We start from the raw sequence: 21,026 nt of genomic DNA, 5'->3' as shown, positions 1-21,026 counted from the left end.
GAAGAGTTTTCAAAGATCATTAAATAGTCTTAAAAATGGCTGCTTATAAATTCAGCTAACTTTGTCGTGAACATTTTCCCTAATTGACGGAATTTTTCCAGTAATTCAGGAATTTTTTGATTAGTTTAGTCAGATTATTCCTTGATAACTAAGCGGGTTTCTCTTATTTTTGAAAAACACCAACTTTTAACCTCCAAATTAGGTTCTTAATTCAGTTTGTGAGAAATGCGGGAATAAGGGTGTTACTCTTAAAAGTGCCGAAGTGATGGGGGCAGAAAAACTAAATGGATTTCTGAATCTCCCATGATTTCAGCACTGTACACTTTCTATGAAAACAACAAAAAGGTCTATCTACCATGGCAGTTGAAAAAACTAACTCTTCCTCCAGCTTAGCTGAAGTTATCGATCGTATCCTTGACAAAGGTATCGTCATTGATGCTTGGGCTCGTGTCTCTCTAGTGGGCATCGAATTATTAGCGATCGAAGCTCGTGTAGTTATCGCTTCGGTTGAAACCTACCTCAAATATGCTGAAGCCGTTGGTCTAACTCAATCTGCGGCGGTTCCTGCTTAAGGATCGATCACAGATTCTCCCATCGGCTGAGTGGAAACCCGACCGGGTTTTCCAGATTCTCGGATTTTCTTTGATCCCTATTGAGTTTAGCTACCCCTCTCCTGGGGCGCAATAGCCTATAATTTATAGGGTTGGCACGGCAACGGATAGCAAAAACAAAGCTAGACCGAGACAAATTATTTTTGTGACCGTGATTTTGACCTTTGTAGCTAGGTTTACCGCCTATCAATAGAAGGCTCGCTATTGTTCGCAATAGAAAGTCATTCTTTGGGTAGGAAGCCACGCCCCTCGATCTGGGGTAGTTCGATATCTCAAATTTTGGATCAGCACTGTACACTTTCTATACAAACAACAAAAAGGTCTATCTACCATGGCAGTTGAAAAAACTAACTCTTCCTCCAGCTTAGCTGAAGTTATCGATCGTATCCTTGACAAAGGTATCGTTATTGACGCTTGGGCTCGTGTCTCTCTGGTGGGCATCGAATTATTAGCAATTGAAGCTCGTGTAGTCATCGCTTCGGTTGAAACCTACCTCAAATATGCTGAGGCCGTTGGTCTGACCCAATCTGCGGCGGTTCCTGCTTAAGGATCGATCACAGATTCTCCCATCGACTGAGTTAAAACCCTACTGGGTTTTCCAGATTCTCGGCTTTTCTTTGATCCCTATTGAGTTTAATTACCCCTCTCTTGGGGCGCAGTAGTCTATAATTGATAGGTTGGCACGGCAACGGATAGCGACAACAAAGCTAGACCCATACAAGTTATTTTTGTAACCGTCATTTCGACCTTTGTAGCTAGGTTTACCTCCTATCACTAGAAGGTTGACTATTGTTCGCAATAGAAAGCCTCTCTTTGGGGAGTGAGCGGCGCCCCTTGCTCTGGGGCAATTCACTATCTCAACTTTTGGATGATGAGAAAAGTCGGAATCTATTGTCTCTCCCCCCAGTCGCCGTGAATGTTTTTTCAACGGGTGATTGGGTCTAATCCATTCAATAGCATTTAGTAATTGAGGACAACCCCATGCCTGCTCTCATGGAAAAGTTCCGCGAGGAGCGTTTATCGATTGCTGAAGAAGTAGCTGAACTCGCGCGAGAAGTTCAAGGTTTTCTGTTGGATGTCAAAACTAAAAGAGGACAACAAGCGCAAGAACAGGCAACTGCTTTGCGTAACTCTTTCCAAAAAGTTCAACAAGAAAGCAACTTGTTTTTAACAGCTACCCAAAAGCAGCGTTTAGCTCAAGCGGAAAAGCAAAAAGAGGATCTACGTCAATTTCAAGAAAACCGTTTAGCTGCAGCGAAAAAGCTAGACGACGACTTACGTCAACAGCGTTTAGATCGAGCCAAACAGCTAAAGGACGATTTAAGTCAATTTCAAGAACAACGTTTAGCTGCAGCGAAAAAGCTGGAGAACGACTTACGTCAAGAGCGTTTAGATCGAGCTAAACAGCTAAAAGACGATTTAAGTCAATTTCAAGAACAACGTTTAGCTGCAGCGAAAAAGCTGGAGAACGACTTACGTCAACTTCATCTAGATCGAGCCAAACAGCTAAAGGACGATTTAAGTCAATTTCAAGAACAACGTTTAGCTGAAGCGAAAAAGCTAAAAGACGATTTGCGTCAATTTCGTCAAGAGTTGTCTATCTATGTTTTTGGCAAATAAATCTCTAGGTTAATTCCAACCCACTTAAGCCTAGGGCTAGAGTGAAAACCCTCTAGTCCCTTTTCCTGGCTAAACTAGAGGACTATCTGAAAATACAACAATAAGCCTCTGGTTTGACACCTACCATGGTTATCCTGCTTTTTTAAGTTTCTAGACTCGACCTAGTAGTGGTGGGTTACTGTTTGGGCGACTCTAGGGCTTTGGTAAATTGAGAAGTATTATAAAACTTCACTTAGTTTATAGTTAATGTTGTCATTAATAGTCTTTTATTGACAAAGGAGGTAAGTGAAAAGGACTGCATCTGCCTAGAGCTTTTAATTAGCTCCTTGACTAATGAATATCCTGAAATACCTTCAAAATCAAGGTTCTAGGGCTAATTGATGACAGTTACTAATATTTTCGGATATTATTGAGGTAAGACTTAAAAGCTAAAGACGATTAAACTTGCCGTAAAATTCGGGTGACACAAGCGTCCTTGCCGACTCGGTTATTAAGAGAAAACCTGAACAGGCGGTTGTTAGCTCAAGAATACCCGTCCGCTTAAGGCGGGGATTATCAATGGTATTTACTAAATTTCAACTATGACAGTTACTGAAACTCAAACAAGAAGAGCCGTTCTCTCCCTTCGCCCAGGTCAATTTGTTGTTACGCCTTCGATTGATCAAATTGCCACCCGCGCCTTACGTTATCTAAACTCCGGCTTTTCCGTTCATCTATGTGGTCCAGCAGGAACGGGAAAAACCACATTGGCAATGCATCTGGCCAATTGTTTAGCCAGACCTGTGATGCTCATCTTTGGCGATGATGACTTTACCAGTTCTGATTTAATTGGTAGCCAATCTGGTTATACCCATAAAAAGCTGACGGATAACTATATCCACAGCGTTCTCAAAGTTGAAGACGAGCTAAAACACAACTGGGTGGATTCTCGCTTAACAATGGCCTGTCGAGAGGGTTTTACCCTAGTTTATGATGAGTTCAATCGTTCTCGACCTGAGGTCAACAACGTTTTACTCTCTGCCTTGGAAGAGAAAATTCTCACCCTGCCCCCCACTAGCCATCAACCCGATTACCTACAAGTCAATTCCCAATTTCGGGCAATTTTCACCTCCAACCCAGAAGAATATTGCGGGGTTCATGCTACCCAAGATGCTTTAATGGATCGGTTGGTAACCATTAATATGCCTGAGCCGGATCAACTGACTCAGACCGAAATTCTTGCCAAAAAAACGGGGATTGGTCGAGATGATGCCTTATTTATTGTCAACCTCGTCAAAACCTTTCGTTTGAAAACCGAGGCTGAAAAAACGTCAGGTTTGCGCTCTTGTTTAATGATTGCTAAGGTCTGTGCCTCTCACGATATTGTGGCTAGCTCCTCTGATGCGGACTTCCGTGATATCTGCGCCGATGTTCTTTTGTCCCGCACGAATTTATCTATTGATAAGTCAAGAGCAATTTTATGGGAAATCCTCGACGACGATCTGGTAGAACCCCTATCCGTTGTAGAGGAAACGGAGCCTTCCGAGGGCCAAGCGTCAACTTCTGAGCCTTCCACAGGAAATCAATCGTTAAAAGCCATTCAATCTTTACTGCGAGGCAACTTGCCCCAGCGGAAAGACTAATTTTATACTCTTATTGAGTGAAACCAACCGTGACTTCTTCCACTTTTGCTGGCTCGCTCAAAACCCAATCAAACAACGCTCTGAAAACAGCAACTCAAGGTTCGGGTTTAGCGGATATCCTCGAGCGAGTTTTAGATAAGGGAATTGTGATTGCTGGCGATATTTCCGTTTCGATCGCCTCCACTGAACTTATAAATATCCGCATTCGTTTGTTAATTGCCTCTGTTGATAAAGCAAGGGAAATGGGAATCAACTGGTGGGAAGGGGATCCCTACCTCCATAGCCAATCCCAAGCTTTACTAGCAGAAAATCGGGAACTTTCACTCCGACTCCAAACCCTAGAAACTGAGCTTGCAACCTTAAAATCCTTAAGCCAATTGAGTGCAATGGAGAGCCATGATACCAGTCCGAACGATGAAGCACATTCCTCAGATGCGTGAAATTCCTCACTTGAATCCTCAAAGGTTAGGAAATTTACACGAGTTGACGATTGCCCCCCTTGATAAAGCCAGGGAAACGGCGATTAACGGCTTGCAAGGTTATCCCTACCTCCCTAGCCAATCCCAAGCTTTATTCGCAGAAAACCTGGAACTTTCACGCCGACTTCAAGCCTTAAAATCCTTAACCAAATTTAGTGCAATGGAGAGCCGTGATAGCAGTCGGAACGATCAGTCACATTCTCCATATACAGTGAAATTTCTCAATTGAATCCTCAAACGGTAAAGAAGTTTACACGGTTAATGATTGCCTCTGTTGATAGAGCAAGGGAGATGGCAATTAATGGCTGGGAAAGCGACTCCTATCCCTATAGCCAATCCCAAGCTTTATTAGCAGAAAACCAAGAACTTTCACGCCGACTTCAAACCCGAGAAACTGAACTTCAAGCCTGAAAATCCCTACCCCAATCCAGGGCAATGGAGAGCCATGATAGCAGTCAACCATGATCAAGCACATTCCTCCTGTCGGCGAAGTTTCTTACTGGAATCTTGCCAAGGCAGAGGAAATTTGACATTGTTTAATTACATCATTTTTTCCCTCAGATAAAATTTCTTGGCCAATCTCCTCACTAGAGACTCACCGTTAAAAACTGCTAATTTACCAATTCCAACCATGACCCTTGCTTGCACACCTTACGATTCTGATAATCAAGCCTTGCTGACCAGTCCAGAAAGTAATAGCCAAGCCGGTTTAGCCCCTTTACTGTTAACTGTCGTGGAGCTGGTACGCCAATTGCTCGAAGCCCAAATCATTCGCCGGATGGAAAAAGGGGTTCTCAGTGAGTCTGATTTAGATAGAGCTGCAGAAAGTATCCAAAAATTGCAAGAACAAATTCTCTATTTGTGTGAAATTTTTGAGGTTGAGCCAGAAGAGTTAAATGTCCACCTAGGAGAGTTTGGCACTCTTTTACCGGAAGCAGGGAGTTATTACCCAGGAAAGGAGGGTATTAAGCCTTCTGTGTTAGAATTAGTGGATAGACTCCTCAATACAGGAGTTGTTGTGGAAGGAAATGTTGATCTGGGTTTAGCTCAACTAGATCTAATTCACCTCAAGCTTCGTTTGGTTTTAACTTCTCAGCCGCTTTAATTTGGGAGAATACTGATGACAGTGGGTCTTTATTTATATGGAATATTTCCCGAACCACTTCCTGACGGACTGGTTTTGCAAGGGATTGATAATGAGCCAGTGCACAGTGAGATGATTGATGGTTTTAGTTTTCTCTACTCCGCTGCTCATAAAGAGAAGTATTTGGCATCCCGTCGCTATTTAATTTGCCATGAAAAAGTATTAGAAAGTGTCATGGAAGCAGGGTTGACAACGTTGTTGCCCCTGCGGTTTGGCTTAGTTATCAAAACCTGGGAATCCGTCACCGAACAATTAATTAATCCCTATAAAACCCAACTGAAAGAATTATTTGCTAAACTGTCAGGCCAACGAGAAGTTAGCATTAAGATTTTTTGGGATAATCAGTGGGAATTACAAGCGGCTTTGGAGTCTAATCCGAAGTTAAAGCAAGAACGGGATGCGATGATGGGTAAAAACTTAAATATGGAAGAAATTATCCATATAGGTCAACTCATTGAAGCCACTGTATTGCAACGGAAACAAGACGTTATTCAAGTCTTTAGAGAGCAATTAAATCATCGCGCCCAAGAGGTGATTGAAAGCGATCCGATGACGGATGACATGATTTACAATGCAGCTTATTTAATTCCCTGGGAGCAAGAGCCAGAATTTAGCCAAAAGGTTGAAGCAATCGATCAGCAGTTTGGTGATCGCCTAAGAATTCGCTATAACAATTTAACCGCACCCTATACCTTTGCCCAACTTATCTAAGGAGAGTATTAGTTATGTTTCTCGATCTTTTACTTCTTCCTGTTACCGGTCCTATTGGTGGTCTGATCTGGATTGGGGAGAAAATTCAAGAACGTGCAGATATAGAATATGATGAGGCGGAAAATTTGCACAAATTATTATTATCCTTACAACTATCTTACGATATGGGCAATATTTCTGAGGAGGAGTTTGAAATTCGGGAAGAAGAACTTTTATTAAAAATTCAAGCCTTAGAAGAAGAGGCGGCAGAAAACGAATCTGAATCTTCTCTCTAAACTGGCAATCTTTCCAACCCGATAGCCCATGAACAAAATCAAAGATTGTAGCGGTGCTTAGTAAGGGCGGCTTTGACAAGCTCAAGAACTCGTTGAAGCTCGGTCAGAACTAGCCCTTGATTAAGCCTTAATATTCTAGATAAAAAGCTTGGAAATTACTAGAATCATTAGAGGAGTGAGCAACAGTTTTGGGGGAATCAGGTTTTTTAGCTAAACTTAAACTAGGAGGATTGGCTGTACGCAAATTTTGAATACTTTGTTCTGTGGTCTCAATTTGCTCTGTCACAAACGTGAGACGATTTTTTAATTGCTGAATCTGCCGCTCCATCATTTCTAATTTTTCTTGGATACGTTGTTTTTCAGTAATTAACTTATAAAGCTCAAGTTGGTGATCTGCTTCAGATTGTTTCCGAGGCATAGTGCTAATTTTAGATCTAATTGGTCTGGGTGGACGAGTGGTTGTCATAAAAATCCCTGAATAACTTAGGATATTCTAGCATATCAAAGTCCCAATATAAAAATTTGTAAAAAATCGTAAATTTTCTTTTGGTAAACCCTATGAAATTGTACAATTTATATACTTACGCTTTTTTGAAAACCCCAATAGAAAGACTAACATTACCCGTTGGAATGGCTAACCAATTGTTACTGATAACTGGTGGAGACCTCTCGGCCTTAGTCGAACCCGAAGTTAGTTTAGACACTTTACAAAATGATGATGAACGCTTGATTCAATCCGTTTTATGTCACGATCGAGTCATCTGTGAATTATTTCAACAAACCACCATTTTACCTTTACGTTTTGGCACATCTTTTTTAGAGGCAGAAAATTTACTGACTCATCTTTGTTCCCATGGCCAAGAATATCAAGAAAAAATTGAAGAACTTGAGGGAAAAGGAGAATATCTTTTAAAATGTATTCCCCGCAAGCTAGAGGAGCCTGTACTCTTTTCTGAAAGCAGGGGCAGACAATATTTTTTAGCCAAAAAACAGCATTATGAAGCCCAACAGGATTTTTATACTTTGCAGGGTTCAGAATGGCAAAATCTCGTGGATTTAGTCAACCAAAGCTATCCATCAACAAGGATTATTACTGCTCCAGGGACAGAATCACGAATTTATCTTTTAGTTGATTTTCAAGAAGAACCTTTACTAATCGAGCAAGTCTTGCATTGGCAGAAAGCCTGCCCCCGTTGGGAATTACAATTAGGACAAGTTTCTCCCCCCTATCACTTTACTTAACTTGATTTCTCTATGACTAACTTTAACTTGGCAAATAACTCTCTAAGTCCTTATGACACTCGACATTTAGTTATGTTTAGTGGCAAAGGAGGAGTGGGAAAAACTACCCTTTCCTGTGGATTTGCTCGCCGTTGGGCTAAATTATTTCCCGAGGAACAAATCCTATTAATCTCAACCGATCCTGCTCATTCTTTAGGGGATGTATTGCAAACAGAAGTTAGCGATGAGGCATCACCTGTAAAAGACTTACCCAACTTAAAAGTTAGGGCATTAGATGCGGAAAAATTGCTCTTAGAATTTAAAGAAAAATACGGAAAATTTTTAGAAATTTTAGTAGAACGAGGCAGTTTTGTTGAGGGAGAAGATTTAACTCCTGTTTGGGATTTAGACTGGCCAGGTTTAGATGAAATCATGGGTCTATTAGAGATTCAGAGATTACTTATTGAGAAAGTTGTAGACCGAATTGTTGTTGATATGGCTCCCTCTGGTCATACCTTGAATTTATTGGAAATTAAAGACTTTTTAGAGATTATTCTCAATTCTTTAGAGTTGTTTCAAGAAAAACATCGTGTTATTTCGCAAACTTTTTCAAAAACCTACAATGCCGATGATGTGGATGACTTTTTAGTCAAAACAAAATCAGAATTAACCGAAGGCAAACAACTCCTACAAGATCGGGATTTTACCCTTTGTTTAATTGTGGCAATTGCCGAACCGATGAGTTTATTAGAAACCGAACGATTACTCAATAGTTTGCATCACTTAAATATTCCCTGCGGCAGCTTATTTATCAATCGCATTCTAACGGATCCTAATCAAAATTTAGATCGCTATAGTGAGCAACAGCAACTCCTCGATAAATTCCTAAAAATTCCAAGTCAAGAGACAATTTTTACCCTGCCCCAACAGGCAAAAGAGCCACTAGGAGGTGAAGCACTAGATCAGATCATGAGTCAAATTAAAATCCTCGAAAAAGTAGAATTTATTACCCCGCCTCCCATTCAATGGCCGCAAAAAATTCTGCCGAGTTTTAGTGATTTTATTGACGACAAACGCCAACTTATTATCATTGGTGGGAAGGGTGGGGTGGGAAAAACCACCGTTGCTGCGGCCATTGGTTGGGCGTTAGCTAATCGTCATCCCGATCAAAAAATTAGAATTATTTCTATTGATCCGGCTCATTCTTTGGGAGATGCCTTTGGGACAAAATTAGGACATCAATCCACACAATTAACTGCTAATTTAAGTGGTCAAGAAGTTGATGCTAATATCATTTTAGAAAAATTTCGGGATGATTATTTATGGGAACTGGCAGAAATGATTAGTGGTGAAGGTAAGGAAGAAGGAAACATCAAACTAGCTTATACTCCAGAAGCTTGGCGACAAATTGTGGCTCAATCTCTGCCAGGAATTGATGAAATGTTGTCCCTAGTAAAAGTAATGGAGTTATTAGACCAGAAACAACAAGATTTGATTATTTTAGATACGGCTCCTACCGGTCATCTCCTGCGATTTTTAGAAATGCCAACGGCTTTAGGAGATTGGTTAAGTTGGATTTTTAAGCTTTGGATAAAGTATCAAAAAGTATTAGGGCGTGTAGATTTAATGGGACGATTGCGAATCTTAAGACAACAGGTGATGTCTGCCCAGAACAAACTCAAAGACCCCCAACATACAGAATTTATTGGAGTTTTGCAAGCCCAAGATGCCATCGTTGCCGAACAACTGCGATTGACAGCATCTTTGAAAAAAAAGGGAGTCTATCAACGTTACGTCGTGCAGAATCGTTATCACGCTAATGAGGAAATTGATCGGGATTTATTCCCAGAGCAAACTTTGATCCGCTTAGCCAGTTTACCCCGGTCAGTAGAACCTCTAGCCCGGGTAAAAGGCGCGGCAGATCTGTTATTTTAAAGGTAATTAGTCTGCTCAAGTCGGACTTCTCAACCTCATCTATTACCCAGTCCCCATCCTTCAATTGATTCAGGAGAAATTTTATGGTAGAATTATTCAAAGGCTTTGAGCAATTAGTAGAACTCGCTAAGACCTTAGAAGAAAAACTGGAAAAAGGGGAAATTAAAACCGAAGTGCAATTTAACTCTCGTTCCTTGAGTAACATTCCCCGCGCTGGCGGTATTCCCCGTCCAGGGGGAGTTTATCGCCCGAACAATTCTGGTGGGGATGATTTTGAGGTTAATCGCAATCGGTCATCCCCCACCGATTCAGGGGTTGAAGACAGTGTGACACCGCCCGAAGGACCGACCACAGCTTCCCTTAAAGATGTTGGTGGCTTGACGGAAGTGATTAAAGAACTCAAGGAACTAATTGCCATTCCTCTGAAACGCCCCGACTTGTTGGCCAAGTTAGGACTTGAACCCACTCGCGGCGTTCTCTTAGTCGGACCCCCTGGAACCGGTAAAACCCTGACTGCCCGCGCTTTGGCTGAAGAACTCGGTGTTAACTATATTGCCTTAGTCGGACCAGAGGTGATTAGCAAATATTATGGGGAGGCTGAGCAAAAACTCCGGGGAATTTTTGAGAAAGCCAGTAAGAATGCGCCTTGTATCGTTTTTATCGACGAAATTGATAGCATGGCACCCGACCGCAGTAAAGTTGAAGGGGAAGTAGAAAAAAGACTGGTGGCCCAATTGCTCGGTTTAATGGATGGCTTTGCCCAAAGTCAAGGGGTGATTGTTCTAGCGGCGACAAACCGTCCCGACCATCTTGACCCTGCCCTCCGCCGCCCCGGACGGTTTGACCGAGAAGTCCTCTTTCGGGTGCCTGACCGGGCTGGTCGTTTAGAAATCCTGCAAATTCTCACCCGTTCCATGCCCCTAGATGAATCAGTTTCCTTAGCTCTGATTGCCGATAATGCGGTGGGATTTGTCGGGTCAGATTTAAAAGCCGTTTGCCAGAAAGCGGCCTATAGTGCTTTGCGACGCCAGGTTCCTACGATTGACTCGCAAATTCCCGAAACAATGACGGTGGTGCAAGCCGACTTTTTGCAGGCCCTTAAAGAAGTTAAACCGGCGGTATTGCGGTCTGTGGAGGTGGAATCTCCCCATGTGGCCTGGGACAATATTGGCGGACTTGAACAGATTAAACAAACCCTACAGGAGTCCGTGGAAGGAGCATTACTCCATCCGCAATTATATACGCAAACCAAAGCCCAAGCTCCCAAAGGTATTTTACTTTGGGGTCCCCCCGGCACGGGAAAAACCTTATTGGCCAAAGCGGTTGCATCTCAGGCGCGAGCTAATTTTATTAGTATTAATGGACCTGAGCTTTTGAGTAAATGGGTGGGGGCCAGTGAACAGGCAGTGCGTGAGTTGTTTGCCAAAGCTCGTCAGGCAGCACCTTGTGTGGTTTTTATTGATGAAATTGATACTTTAGCGCCGGCAAGAGGTCGTTATAGTGGGGATTCGGGAGTGAGTGACCGGGTTGTGGGACAAATCCTCACGGAGTTAGATGGGTTGCAAACGGGGGCAACGATTTTAGTGATTGGAGCCACTAATCGCCCCGATGCCTTAGATCCAGCCTTATTGCGAGCGGGACGGTTAGATTTACAGTTAAAAGTTGATTTACCGAATGCCTCCAGTCGTTTAGCAATTCTGGGGGTTCATAATGATGAACGTCCTTTAGAGGATGTGGATTTAGGCCATTGGGCCGAGGCAACCGAAGGCTGGAATGGTGCAGATTTAGCGTTATTATGTAACCAAGCCGCACTGATGGCAATTCGTCGTTATCGCCATCAGGGAATGACTGACCCGGCTGATATTCGCATTACAACGGCTGATTTTAATCATGCTTACCAACTGTTGGTTGAACAGCGTGCCAATTGATTTTTTTTTCCCCCTTTACTTAAAGTAAGGGGGGATAATCTCAACTCAGGAAAACCATCCTAAAAAGAAAAATTTGCCAAAATGTCTGCAATAACGGGTCTAATTAACTGACGGTTCGCTCCTTTTCTACTGACAGTTTTTTTAGATAAAATGATTCACCACCCATATTGGTATAAGTTTAGTTTATGACAAGTGGGAGGGAAAAACCAAGAAGGATGACTTGAGAGAAATGGTCAAGGAGGTGATGGAATGGGGGTAGTCCCCTCATACATAAGTTGGGACAGATGTATCTATGGTATTATTGGGGTGATCGGATAGTTGAGGTTCCTATCTCTTGAGATTTAAGCAATATTTCTGATGACAAAATTGCCGCCGAAGTTGCCAAGAAATTTATCATGACTCAACTACCAGAAAATATAGTTTATGTCTCTTTAATTTTGGACGATGAATAAATTAAATAACTGGTAATTATAGTCAAATTTATCACCAATATCAATTATAGCGTTTTTCAGTCTGCTGAGGTACAAAAGTTATGGGTTTTAGGCACTCATGCAAGAGGCAAAAGGCAAAGGGGAAGAAAAACAGGTGTACCTCACTAGCTTAGGAAACGCTATATATTCAGCTAGTTAATCCGATTAATTATCCTAGCTTAGGAGAGGGACAATCTCGCAGAGAGACAGTCAATGATACTTAGGTGCGATTGTCTGGTTTTAAATAATTGCGGTAAAATTAACCTAAATTCTCTATCGGCAAATTCGATGACTGCCTTCACTACTTCCCTGACTCTTTTAAGTCAATTTAAATTGGGAGATTTAAACTTAGAAAATCGTCTTGTGCTTGCTCCCATGACGCGAGCGCGAGCCGGAGAAAAACGTCTGGCCAATGAGATAATGGCCGAGTATTACCGGCAAAGGGCCAGTGCGGGATTAATGATTACAGAAGCGACGGTAATTTCTCCCCAAGCTAACGGTTGGCAAAATACCCCCGGTATCTACACCGATGAACAAGCGCAAGCATGGCAAATGGTGACAAAAATCGCCCAAAGAAAAGGAACACCACTGTTTTGTCAATTGTGGCACTGCGGTCGCGCTTCTCATCCGAGTTTTCAGGAAAATGGGGCTTTACCCGTTGCCCCTTCCGCAATTAGGATTAAGGGGGAGTTGCATACACCCATCGGTAAACAGCCCTACGAGACCCCTAGAGCCTTAGAAACCGACGAAATCCCCGCAATTGTCGCCGATTACCGTCAAGCCGCTCAGAGGGCAAAATTAGCGGGGTTTGATGGCATAGAAATTCACGGGGCTAATGGTTATTTAATCGATACTTTTCTGCAATCGGCCACTAATCAGCGTCAGGATAAGTACGGAGGCAGTTTGGAAAATCGCTATCGTTTTTTACAGGAAGTAGTCGAGGCAATTTTAACTGTTTTTCCCAGTCATCGGGTGGGGGTGCGTCTGTCTCCCAATGGGGTTTATAATGACATGGGTTCCGAGGATTTTCGAGAAACTTTTCTCTATGTTGCCCAAAGATTAAATGAGTACAATTTAGCTTATTTGCATCTGCTAGATGGCTTGGCTTTTGGTTTTCATGAAAAGGGTCAACCGATGCTTTTATCCGAGTTTCGGGCTGTTTTTAATAGTGCTTTAATCGGCAATTGTGGTTATACAAAAGAAACTGCTGAAGCCGCTATTCAGTTAGGAGATGCGGATTTAATTGCTTTCGGTCGTCCCTATATCAGTAATCCCGATTTGGTGGAAAGATTCGCCAATAATTGGCCTCTTAATCCCGATGCTGAGATGAAAGATTGGTATTCTTTTGACAAGGAAGGTTATATCGATTTTCCCAGCTATAAACCCTAGATTTTCTCGTAAAACCGGGGTGGGGACGAGGATAAAGTTAACCCCTCACCCAACCTTACTTACCAACGATTTAAGAAACTGCCACCATTACCCCAGCGCGGTCGGGAATTAAAGAAACCACCACCGTCAGACCAACCATTGCGCCAGGGCCGCCCATTAACAAAACTACCACCGCGACCATCTACCCAACCACCGACACGACTATTCCCCCAACCGCGATTGCCACCATCTCCCCAGCCTAAAGCTTGTAAACTAGGATCGGCAGTACCTTCTGGCAGTTGGTTAACTCGTTCGCGTACAGCGCTAGATAGACGACTTAAACGCGCTTCAATGGGATTAGCCTCCTCTGAGGCAGCCTGGGCAGTGCTAGTCAGACCGAAGGCAGATAAAGCGAGAAGAAAGCCGACTAAACCAGTTTTATTGCTGATATTCACCTGAATTTATGCTCCTATTTGGCTTCTTGGGGATTAATTTGGGCGTGTTCGATAACTTTGAAGGCAAAAAACCCCTTTAATAATTCTGGGGGGATGGGAACCATGCCTTGACTACCGAACCAGCGATCGATTTGACTAACGGTGGCCGTATCATTGGTGATGTAATCCTGCATCATTTTAACAATGGCATAGTTGACATCATCCAAAAAAGTAGAGTTATTTTCGGGAACCATGCAAGCAATGCCAAAATTAGCTAGAGCTTCTTCGGGGACGATTTCGTAGATTTTAGGGTTATCTCTGAGGATTGTTCCCGCTAAAGAGATGCTATCCCCCGCTATTGCGTCGATTTTACCAGTTTTTAAAGCTTCGAGGGCTTCTTCTACGGTGCTGTAGGTAGTAACAATTGTTGCCTGCGGTTGTACTAATTTAATCACATCCACGGCCGCAGAAGTGGGAACCAAGGCGATGCGTTTACCGATTAGGGATTGAGGAGTGGAGAAATTACTACCTTTTTTAGCTAAAATCCTAATCCCAGAAATGCTGTAACTGATGGAAAAATCGACAACTTTCGCCCTTTCCCAAGTAAAAGCCGTACTACAAGCGATATCGATTTCCCCGCTACGAATGAGATTAATTTTCTCTCCGGGTTGGTTAGCTTCAATCATTTGCAGGGTGACGGGACGACCGAGACGAGTTTCTAATCGTTTTCTAATTCGTTCCAACACATCCATAGAATAGCCGACTAATTCCCCCTTATCATTGACGTAGGAGTAGGGAATCGCATCAAAACGGGTTCCTACGGTCAAAAATCCCGTGCGAGCCACTTTTTCCACCACTGTTTCCGCTAAACTCGCACTGGCGAGGAACATAGGTAATATACAACCTAGTCCCACTAACTGTAAAATTTTCTTCATAAATCGAGTGCTTACTCCCGTACAAACATAACTATACTAGAATTCACTAAAAAATCTTCAAGGTTTCCATGATAATTTCTGTGAACTTTTACAAATTAGATGGCGGTTCCAGGCGAATTAATTGACCGTTACCTTCATCGGTGAGCAGGTATAAAAATCCGTCGGGACTTTGACGCACATCCCGCACCCTCTGACCGATGGGAATCGCTTCTTGATTGATAATTTCACCCGATTTATTCAGTTCCAGACGACGAATATCCCTGGAAACTAAACCACCAGCGAATAAATTTCCCTGCCAATTAGGAAAGCGATTACCTGTATAACCCATATTCCGCACTTCACTTTGAAGTATAAAAAACTACAGGTCTTTTCAAAGAAAAAAAATCAGAATAATCAAAAAAAATACTCAACCAATCAGATGTTGAGGAGAAATCATAAAATACCAAATATTTTTTCGGCTCAAAGAGTTAAACTAAGTCACAACAATTCGAGGAGTAGTGACTCTCCTATAAGCATATAGCAATTCCATTTGATACGTAAATAGAGCTTGCTATGGTAAAATAAAAACGTTCTGCCAAGAAATGAAAGAAAAAAGCAAATGGAAACCAATCAAAATGAAAGAGAAAGACAAATAGAGGGTTTAATCAATTTTATAAACAGTAATGGAGACTCGCGAGAGATGAAGAGAGCCTTAGCAGTAAAATTGGCTCTACAGGGTTATGCCTACAAAGCGATAGAAAATATACTAAATGTATCTCAAGGTTATGTAAGTAAATGGAAAAAAAGATTTATTAAACAAGGAATACAAGGAATAAGACTAGGTTACAAAGGAGCCAAAAAAAAGCTGACTAAAGAGGAAGAAGAAGAGACAATAAAATGTTTATTATGCCAATAATATTGGGATTTATCAGAACTAGAAATCTATTTAATAGAAGAGTATGATGTAGTATTTGAATCAAAAGAAAGTTACTATAAGATTTACAGAAAAGCGAAGATAACTAGACAGAAAGCTGAAAAAGTAAACCCAAGAAAAGATGAAGAAAAAGTCAAACAAAGAAATGAAGAAATTAAGCAAATTCTCGAAGAGCATAGAGAGGAGATAGAGTCGGGAAAGCTTATGGTATATGCGATAGACGAATGCCATCTAATGGGGGAAGATATCGTAGGTGAAGCCTGGGGTAAGTCAAAAGAGCGAGTCGAAATACCAATTAATAATTATAAAGATAGACCAACTTATTATGGTGCATTAAACTTGTTAGAGCCAGATTTAATTTTAGAAAAATATACCAGAGGAAATGGAGAAAATACAGTGAAGTTTCTAGAAAGTTTACAAAGTAAAAATGCTGGAAAAAGATTGTTGATATTTTGGGATGGAGTTAGACATCATACAGGAGAAAATATGAAGAATTTTTTGGGAGAGCAAAATGAAGGATTAGCAAAATCAGAATAGAAAATTACTTGTGAACTTTTTGCCCCTTATGCGCCAGAAGAAAATCCAGTTGAAGCAATTTGGTTTCAATTAAAAAATTTGCTCAGGAGGTTTTATCGTTTCTGCAAAAACTTTAAGATTATTAATTTTTTATTTGAATTTTTTGCCAAATATAATCTTTTCAAATTTCCTAACTTGAAAAGATTTGATGCCTTTTCACAACTCATTTAGGTTTGCTATAGATAGGACGTACCTTTAAATCAATTGACTTATAACAGCGAAATGCCTCCTCCACTTGAGATAAACTTTTATAAGCTTTAACCGTCGTCGCTGCATCCATCAAGGTGGACTCCAGAGAAGTTCTTAACACATACACACCATCCAAGGCCGTTTCTTGAGCGATTAATTCCAGCTTCCGTTGATAGGAAAAACCTTCTTCTGTTATCTCTAAGTTATAGTATTTATTGACTTGAAACTGATTAAGAACCTGGCCCACTCTCAAAGCTATCTTATCTTGACCCTTTAAAGCTCTTTTCTCCCTTTGAGTCGCCTGAACAATCAAATCTAGTTCCTTCTCTGTTGCCTCTAATAATGCCTCTCTTTGTTGTTGATTTTTCTGGGCAATGAAGGGATTCCGACAAGCAATTAATCTTTCGTCGGGATAATCTTCGCTCTCAAATTCCACCAAGTTTACCTGATCAAATAATCCTAATTGAATCACTTCTACCTCAGCCATTTTCCGAATTTGAGGCTTAGTTAAACCAGTAATATAGTCTAATCCTTCTATCGGTTTTACTAATTCCTTGATTTTCGAGTTAGTTAAAATTCCTCTATCACTTACCCAGACAACATTCTCAATCCCCCAACCCTTTCTGACTTTCTCAATTTGTCCGCTTAAAGTAGCACCTTCTGAGGTGTTTCCTTCAAATACTTCTACTGCTATCGGACAACCCTTAGCTGAACATAACAAACCAAAAACTATCTGAGTTTTCCCTTTCTTTTTATCTCGATTATAACTATATTTTCCCAGTTCACAACCATTGCCTTCTAGGTAAGTAGAAGTGACATCATACAAGACTAATGTGCCTGATTCTAAGTGTTTAAGTGCTAGGTGCTTCTCAATTTTCTCTTGTTTTTCTAATAACCAATCTAAGGCGTTATATAATTCCTCTTCATCGGCTTTTTCTAAGTCTAACAATTGTCCTAAACTCTGACTGCCAGTCTCACTATTAAACCCTCTCGCTGTGGCTAGTTTCGATTTAGGATTGATGATTCTTGCCACAATCATCGCCACCACTAAGTTTCTGATTCGTGAGGATTTTTCACTGATTATTTTATCTAAACCCAATTTTTTAATCATCTCTAAAATAGCCATTACATGACCATGAGGAAGGCATTCCCAATCACTTCAAAATGATTGGGAATGCCTTCATTCATGGACAGTGTTGCCCCTTTAAGAGCCAGTTTTAGATTGTCGATAATATCATCGGGTAATTTTGAGAGATTGGCCAGGGTTCTTTTTTGACTTGATCTCCTTCTCGATAGGAATCTGGTCGAAGAACAGCGGGGGGGGAATTACGGTTAGGAACTTTTTCTATATACATGGCTATCATTTTAGCAAATGGAGAGAATTCTTGTCCATTAAAAAATGTTACAAATTACATGGGTACATTAAGAAAAGTTAAGGGGGTGCATCCATTGATGGATAAGGGTTTTCGGCTATTATGGTATATATGTACCTAGACTTTCCCCGTATAAACATACTAGCTATGGCTAAAAGTCTTACAGAGCCTGAGTTCAAGCGATAAAATACCAATGAACTACTGGACACAAAATCCTGAAGTTCTTACGCAGATAGGGTTTGAGGCAAAAATTTTCAAATTTGACCTTTAGACCATTATAGCTTGTTTCGGGGCAGAAAATCAGCAAAAACATGGCTACAGAGGGAATCCCTTACTCTAGAGATTAATGACACTATCTGTTAAAATCAGGTTAGCGATCACTATACAGCCAACTCTACGGAATCGCTCTACTCCAGATACAGTCAACGGTACAGCCATTTTCAAGTGAAAAATGTACCCAGTAGTCTCTTTTCAATTTTTTCTTAGAAGCGACCTGCAGTAAGGGTTTTGTTAATTTTTTAGTATTTATGTATGGGGGAAGTCCAGCTATACAAGGGCTAGAGCAACTTTTGATTTCAACGACTAGGGTGCGGAATGTGGGTCATAAGCAAAAATTATCACACAAAGTCGAGAAGAGCCATTTCCCTTCATCCTCGATGCTCTATCTGCACTGAATACAATTTAATTTGGTATTACCATAGAAAGCCGTCCTTTTAGGACGGGGTTTTCAAGCCAAATTTCCGATAAATCAAGAAGGATTCTCAAGGGACTCCCGCCACTGAACATTCAGGCGATTCAGGGCAGCACTACAGGTACTTTCAAGATTTTCTAGGTAAAAGCGGACTTGACCTTGTTCATCAAAGACAGATGCCTCGTAAACAATCATCTGAGCATCGCTTCTGACAACTCGAAAAGCTACCCGTAGCCTGCCTGTTAGGGGCGAACTACCATAGCGGATGACTCTGCCTAACTTGGAAGGCAAAGCACTACTGTCCTGATAGAGCCGAGACCACACTAAAGCCATTTGCGGGATAGTATCCATAAAGCCTGGGTCGAACAGCCAAGGGGGGACAGCAGTGGAAGAATCTTGCCTTACCCAAGCTGAAGGCAGGCTCGGCTTCACCCAAGCATCAATTCCCTGTTCGTCAACCGCTATAATCTCACTGATCAGTTGAAATCGCTTGCCGTGAAATAGATACTCTAGGTAAGCAAATTGAGGGTCTAGACTCCTGCCTGATTTGAGCTTGACGGGATGAAGAGAAGGAGGAGCTTCTATCTCTGGGCGCAGAATAACAAGAGCGCGATATAGTGGCATCCTAGTCTCAGGATCTAGGATTTCGGCAGTTACCTGCAAGGTTGTTGCATCCGCGTGACTAGAAGAACGGGCGACGAAGAGAACTTTACGGCTCCCTTCAACGGCCATGGATACTCCCCGCAGGACTCTTAGGTCAACGATTTCGCAAACTTGCCAGTCGGGCCAGGCAGCTTGAGTAAATTCAGCAATCCATTCCAAGGCCCCGGTTGCTGGCAAAACAGCTTTGCCATCCAAGCAGTGATCTTCAAGATAGGGATCTGACTTTAGAGAAAAGATGTGTTCTAGAGTCACTTTGCTGTCAGATTGCAGTTGAGGGACACTAGAAATGAAGGGAAAGGGACGGTTAGCGGGAAGGAGATCGAGTTTTCCAGCTTCAGCTTCATGGGTTTCCCACGGAGCTTCCCCGGCAATTACTTCTGCTGTTCCCTTATCTCCATAACTCAATTCTTCCTGGAAAAAGCGGCGACCGCCGACTAGAGAAATTGGGATTACTCCCCGTTCCCGAAACTGACGCTTCACTTCTTCAGAGGCCATACCCTTAGTATCCCAGGGTCCCCAATTGATGGCGACTACGCGGGTATTCAACCAGCGCTGGTCAAGCTGCCAGGCCAGACGATTCAAAATTTCATTGGCAGATGCGTAGTCAGATTGCCCACGATTACCGTAGCGACCGGCAACTGAACTGAAGAAAACCAGCCACTTCAAAGACTCTGGACGCAGATAGCGGCTGAGGATCAAGGCACTATCCACTTTCGTATCAAAGACCCGCTCAAAGGAAGCCAGTTCCTTATCGACAATCAATTTGTCCTCAATAATTCCCGCCCCGTGGATGGCAGCATCCAACCGTCCGTAGCGGGAGTAAATGCCCTCAATAACGGCAGCGAAAGCCTGCTCATCCTTCACATCTGCTACTATATACTCCACCTTTGCCCCTGCTTGTCGGAATCGTGCTAAATTAGCCCGAATTTCCCGCTCCCTCAAGATTAACTGGATGTGGCGCTCGATCTCAACGGGGGTGGGCAACTTGCCCTGGGAACGAGCCTGAGCCAGGAGGAATTGACGCAAGCCAGTTACATCCTCAATATGGGCTGTTGCTTCGTTCTCTAGAGGAGCCCGTCCCACCAAAATCATCGTCAGGCCGAAGGAGGCTAAATCGCTGGTTATTTCCGCAGTAATGCCGCGAGCGCCGCCTGTAATTAAAACGACCCAATCGGGAGTGGGTGTAAATTTGGCAATAGTTGCCCGGGACGAGAAAGGAGCCGGCTGGGTACGGAAAGTGGTACGTTGTCCCTGGGGATAGCCAACTTCGATGCGCCCCCCAGGTAATAACAGTTCTGAGACGAGGCATTCTGCCAGCGCCTTTGGGGAAAGGTGGGCATCGAGATCTACTGCCTTGGCATGGAGGTTAGGCCACTCAGCCCCCAGGGTTTTCAAAAGCCCGTTGCCACAACCTGCAATTGGCAAACTCGTCCCCCAGTTACCATCCCGGCCAAACTGTCCCCCCAAACAGGAAGCCATCAGAACCCGGCCTGGCTGTTGCCCTTTGCGGAGGTCGTCAGCACACAACTGGAGCAGGTAAAACAAGCTCTTAGCCTGTATTTGCGTATATTGCCGCCACTCAGATAGGGTAGTTGGCTCAGCCGCTTGACTTAAAGCAGCCAAATGGACAATCCCGGCGACCAGCCCATGTTTCTCCCGTTCCCTGCTAACTGCCTCAGCTAACGCCTTTGGTGTTTGCAAACTAGCTCGCTCAATCAGCGCTACCGCCAGCCCTCTTTGCCGCAGAGACTCTGCCAAGTAGGGAGCAACGCTAAGTTCGTCTTCAGTAATAAGAAAAAGCCCTTGGGGAAGCGGCCACTGACCGGTAGGTAGGGGGTCTGCCTGTGCTTGCATCAGGTAACGTGGAA

Annotated in this window: 18 protein-coding genes and 3 pseudogenes; 15 read left to right on the top strand and 6 right to left on the bottom strand. The window is 42.6% G+C overall.

The genetic code is table 11. The features are described 5' to 3' along the window. Positions 1 to 356: 356 nt before the first annotated feature. The 10 genes from gvpA (N0824_RS12930) to N0824_RS12885 all read left to right on the top strand — a co-directional run bounded on the left by gvpA (N0824_RS12930) (position 357) and on the right by N0824_RS12885 (position 6,462). Positions 357 to 572: a gas vesicle structural protein GvpA gene (gvpA, locus tag N0824_RS12930; RefSeq protein ID WP_002735503.1), complete on the top strand. Its 216-nt coding sequence runs from the start codon at positions 357 to 359 to the stop codon at positions 570 to 572. 370 nt (positions 573 to 942) lie between these two features. Beyond that, on the top strand, positions 943 to 1,158 hold the full coding sequence (gene gvpA / locus N0824_RS12925; protein WP_002735503.1) for a gas vesicle structural protein GvpA: 216 nt from the start codon (positions 943 to 945) through the stop codon (positions 1,156 to 1,158). Between the two features lie 434 nt (positions 1,159 to 1,592). Beyond that, positions 1,593 to 2,231: a gas vesicle protein GvpC gene (gene gvpC, locus N0824_RS12920; RefSeq protein ID WP_108937054.1), complete on the top strand. Its 639-nt coding sequence runs from the start codon at positions 1,593 to 1,595 to the stop codon at positions 2,229 to 2,231. A 581-nt stretch (positions 2,232 to 2,812) separates the two neighbouring features. After that, positions 2,813 to 3,853 (top strand): gas vesicle protein GvpN, encoded by a 1,041-nt coding sequence (gene gvpN / locus N0824_RS12915; RefSeq protein WP_046662313.1) that lies wholly within the window; start codon positions 2,813 to 2,815, stop codon positions 3,851 to 3,853. A gap of 29 nt (positions 3,854 to 3,882) precedes the next feature. Next, complete coding sequence (locus N0824_RS12910) at positions 3,883 to 4,293, top strand: gas vesicle protein (protein WP_108937056.1); 411 nt, start codon at positions 3,883 to 3,885, stop codon at positions 4,291 to 4,293. Continuing rightward, a complete protein-coding gene (locus N0824_RS12905; protein ID WP_046662312.1) occupies positions 4,250 to 4,561 on the top strand; it encodes a hypothetical protein in 312 nt (103 codons plus the stop codon). Before N0824_RS12910 ends, N0824_RS12905 begins: the two co-directional genes overlap by 44 nt. Positions 4,562 to 4,593: 32 nt before the next feature. Beyond that, positions 4,594 to 4,743: a hypothetical protein gene (locus tag N0824_RS12900; protein WP_199224915.1), complete on the top strand. Its 150-nt coding sequence runs from the start codon at positions 4,594 to 4,596 to the stop codon at positions 4,741 to 4,743. A 220-nt stretch (positions 4,744 to 4,963) separates the two neighbouring features. Then, the gene (locus N0824_RS12895; RefSeq protein WP_046663751.1) at positions 4,964 to 5,437 is read left to right on the top strand and encodes a gas vesicle protein K; all 474 of its coding nucleotides are present in this window, start codon (positions 4,964 to 4,966) and stop codon (positions 5,435 to 5,437) included. A 15-nt stretch (positions 5,438 to 5,452) separates the two neighbouring features. Then, entirely contained in the window at positions 5,453 to 6,187 is a 735-nt protein-coding gene (locus tag N0824_RS12890; protein WP_108937053.1) for a GvpL/GvpF family gas vesicle protein, read from the top strand. A 14-nt stretch (positions 6,188 to 6,201) separates the two neighbouring features. After that, entirely contained in the window at positions 6,202 to 6,462 is a 261-nt protein-coding gene (locus N0824_RS12885; protein WP_046662310.1) for a gas vesicle protein GvpG, read from the top strand. A 127-nt stretch (positions 6,463 to 6,589) separates the two neighbouring features. On the opposite strand, the gene N0824_RS12880 is transcribed toward N0824_RS12885, so the two are convergent. Further along, positions 6,590 to 6,928 carry a gas vesicle protein gene (locus N0824_RS12880; protein ID WP_046662309.1) on the bottom strand — a complete coding sequence of 113 codons (339 nt, stop codon included), beginning with the start codon at positions 6,926 to 6,928 and terminating at the stop codon, positions 6,590 to 6,592. A 92-nt stretch (positions 6,929 to 7,020) separates the two neighbouring features. Here N0824_RS12880 and N0824_RS12875 point away from each other — a divergent pair, with 92 nt between their 5' ends. From N0824_RS12875 to N0824_RS12860, 4 genes are all read left to right on the top strand, one after another. Beyond that, complete coding sequence (locus N0824_RS12875) at positions 7,021 to 7,704, top strand: GvpL/GvpF family gas vesicle protein (RefSeq protein ID WP_108937052.1); 684 nt, start codon at positions 7,021 to 7,023, stop codon at positions 7,702 to 7,704. 12 nt (positions 7,705 to 7,716) lie between these two features. Further along, positions 7,717 to 9,618, top strand: coding sequence for an ArsA family ATPase (locus N0824_RS12870; protein ID WP_108937051.1), 1,902 nt, complete (start codon positions 7,717 to 7,719; stop codon positions 9,616 to 9,618). Between the two features lie 83 nt (positions 9,619 to 9,701). Then, positions 9,702 to 11,546 carry an AAA family ATPase gene (locus N0824_RS12865; RefSeq protein WP_108937050.1) on the top strand — a complete coding sequence of 615 codons (1,845 nt, stop codon included), beginning with the start codon at positions 9,702 to 9,704 and terminating at the stop codon, positions 11,544 to 11,546. A gap of 758 nt (positions 11,547 to 12,304) precedes the next feature. Next, the gene (locus N0824_RS12860) at positions 12,305 to 13,405 is read left to right on the top strand and encodes an alkene reductase (RefSeq protein ID WP_108937049.1); all 1,101 of its coding nucleotides are present in this window, start codon (positions 12,305 to 12,307) and stop codon (positions 13,403 to 13,405) included. A gap of 59 nt (positions 13,406 to 13,464) precedes the next feature. On the opposite strand, the gene grrA is transcribed toward N0824_RS12860, so the two are convergent. The 3 genes and pseudogenes from grrA to N0824_RS12845 form a co-directional block, all read right to left on the bottom strand. Beyond that, a complete protein-coding gene (grrA, locus tag N0824_RS12855; RefSeq protein WP_108937048.1) occupies positions 13,465 to 13,839 on the bottom strand; it encodes a GrrA/OscA1 family cyclophane-containing rSAM-modified RiPP in 375 nt (124 codons plus the stop codon). 14 nt (positions 13,840 to 13,853) lie between these two features. Further along, positions 13,854 to 14,753 (bottom strand): extracellular substrate binding-like orphan protein GrrP, encoded by a 900-nt coding sequence (gene grrP, locus N0824_RS12850; protein WP_108937047.1) that lies wholly within the window; start codon positions 14,751 to 14,753, stop codon positions 13,854 to 13,856. 88 nt (positions 14,754 to 14,841) lie between these two features. Beyond that, positions 14,842 to 15,075: pseudogene (locus tag N0824_RS12845) on the bottom strand (PQQ-dependent sugar dehydrogenase); the annotation flags it as partial. Between the two features lie 276 nt (positions 15,076 to 15,351). Here N0824_RS12845 and N0824_RS12840 point away from each other — a divergent pair. Then, positions 15,352 to 16,203, top strand: a pseudogene (locus N0824_RS12840) (IS630 family transposase). 217 nt (positions 16,204 to 16,420) lie between these two features. Here N0824_RS12840 and N0824_RS12835 read toward each other — a convergent pair. Together N0824_RS12835 and N0824_RS12825 are read right to left on the bottom strand one after the other, a co-directional pair. Next, positions 16,421 to 17,786, bottom strand: a pseudogene (locus N0824_RS12835) (IS1634 family transposase); the annotation flags it as partial. 766 nt (positions 17,787 to 18,552) lie between these two features. Further along, a complete protein-coding gene (locus tag N0824_RS12825) occupies positions 18,553 to 21,012 on the bottom strand; it encodes an SDR family NAD(P)-dependent oxidoreductase (RefSeq protein WP_233256435.1) in 2,460 nt (819 codons plus the stop codon). Positions 21,013 to 21,026 lie beyond the last annotated feature (14 nt).

Source organism: Microcystis sp. 0824 (genome assembly GCF_003112475.1).
Lineage (GTDB): Bacteria > Cyanobacteriota > Cyanobacteriia > Cyanobacteriales > Microcystaceae > Microcystis > Microcystis aeruginosa_C.
The sequence above is the reverse complement of the archived record's forward strand: the minus strand, read 5'-3'. Positions and strand labels throughout refer to the sequence as shown.

Coding starts and splice junctions, on each gene's coding strand:
- N0824_RS12880 (WP_046662309.1), bottom strand. CDS start 6,928: ATGACAACCACTCGTCCACCCAGACCAATTAGATCTAAAATTAGCACT.
- N0824_RS12860 (WP_108937049.1), top strand. CDS start 12,305: ATGACTGCCTTCACTACTTCCCTGACTCTTTTAAGTCAATTTAAATTG.
- gvpC (WP_108937054.1), top strand. CDS start 1,593: ATGCCTGCTCTCATGGAAAAGTTCCGCGAGGAGCGTTTATCGATTGCT.
- gvpN (WP_046662313.1), top strand. CDS start 2,813: ATGACAGTTACTGAAACTCAAACAAGAAGAGCCGTTCTCTCCCTTCGC.
- N0824_RS12885 (WP_046662310.1), top strand. CDS start 6,202: ATGTTTCTCGATCTTTTACTTCTTCCTGTTACCGGTCCTATTGGTGGT.
- grrP (WP_108937047.1), bottom strand. CDS start 14,753: ATGAAGAAAATTTTACAGTTAGTGGGACTAGGTTGTATATTACCTATG.
- N0824_RS12865 (WP_108937050.1), top strand. CDS start 9,702: ATGGTAGAATTATTCAAAGGCTTTGAGCAATTAGTAGAACTCGCTAAG.
- N0824_RS12905 (WP_046662312.1), top strand. CDS start 4,250: ATGATACCAGTCCGAACGATGAAGCACATTCCTCAGATGCGTGAAATT.
- N0824_RS12895 (WP_046663751.1), top strand. CDS start 4,964: ATGACCCTTGCTTGCACACCTTACGATTCTGATAATCAAGCCTTGCTG.
- N0824_RS12890 (WP_108937053.1), top strand. CDS start 5,453: ATGACAGTGGGTCTTTATTTATATGGAATATTTCCCGAACCACTTCCT.
- N0824_RS12870 (WP_108937051.1), top strand. CDS start 7,717: ATGACTAACTTTAACTTGGCAAATAACTCTCTAAGTCCTTATGACACT.
- N0824_RS12900 (WP_199224915.1), top strand. CDS start 4,594: ATGATTGCCTCTGTTGATAGAGCAAGGGAGATGGCAATTAATGGCTGG.
- N0824_RS12825 (WP_233256435.1), bottom strand. CDS start 21,012: ATGCAAGCACAGGCAGACCCCCTACCTACCGGTCAGTGGCCGCTTCCC.
- gvpA (WP_002735503.1), top strand. CDS start 357: ATGGCAGTTGAAAAAACTAACTCTTCCTCCAGCTTAGCTGAAGTTATC.
- N0824_RS12875 (WP_108937052.1), top strand. CDS start 7,021: ATGAAATTGTACAATTTATATACTTACGCTTTTTTGAAAACCCCAATA.
- gvpA (WP_002735503.1), top strand. CDS start 943: ATGGCAGTTGAAAAAACTAACTCTTCCTCCAGCTTAGCTGAAGTTATC.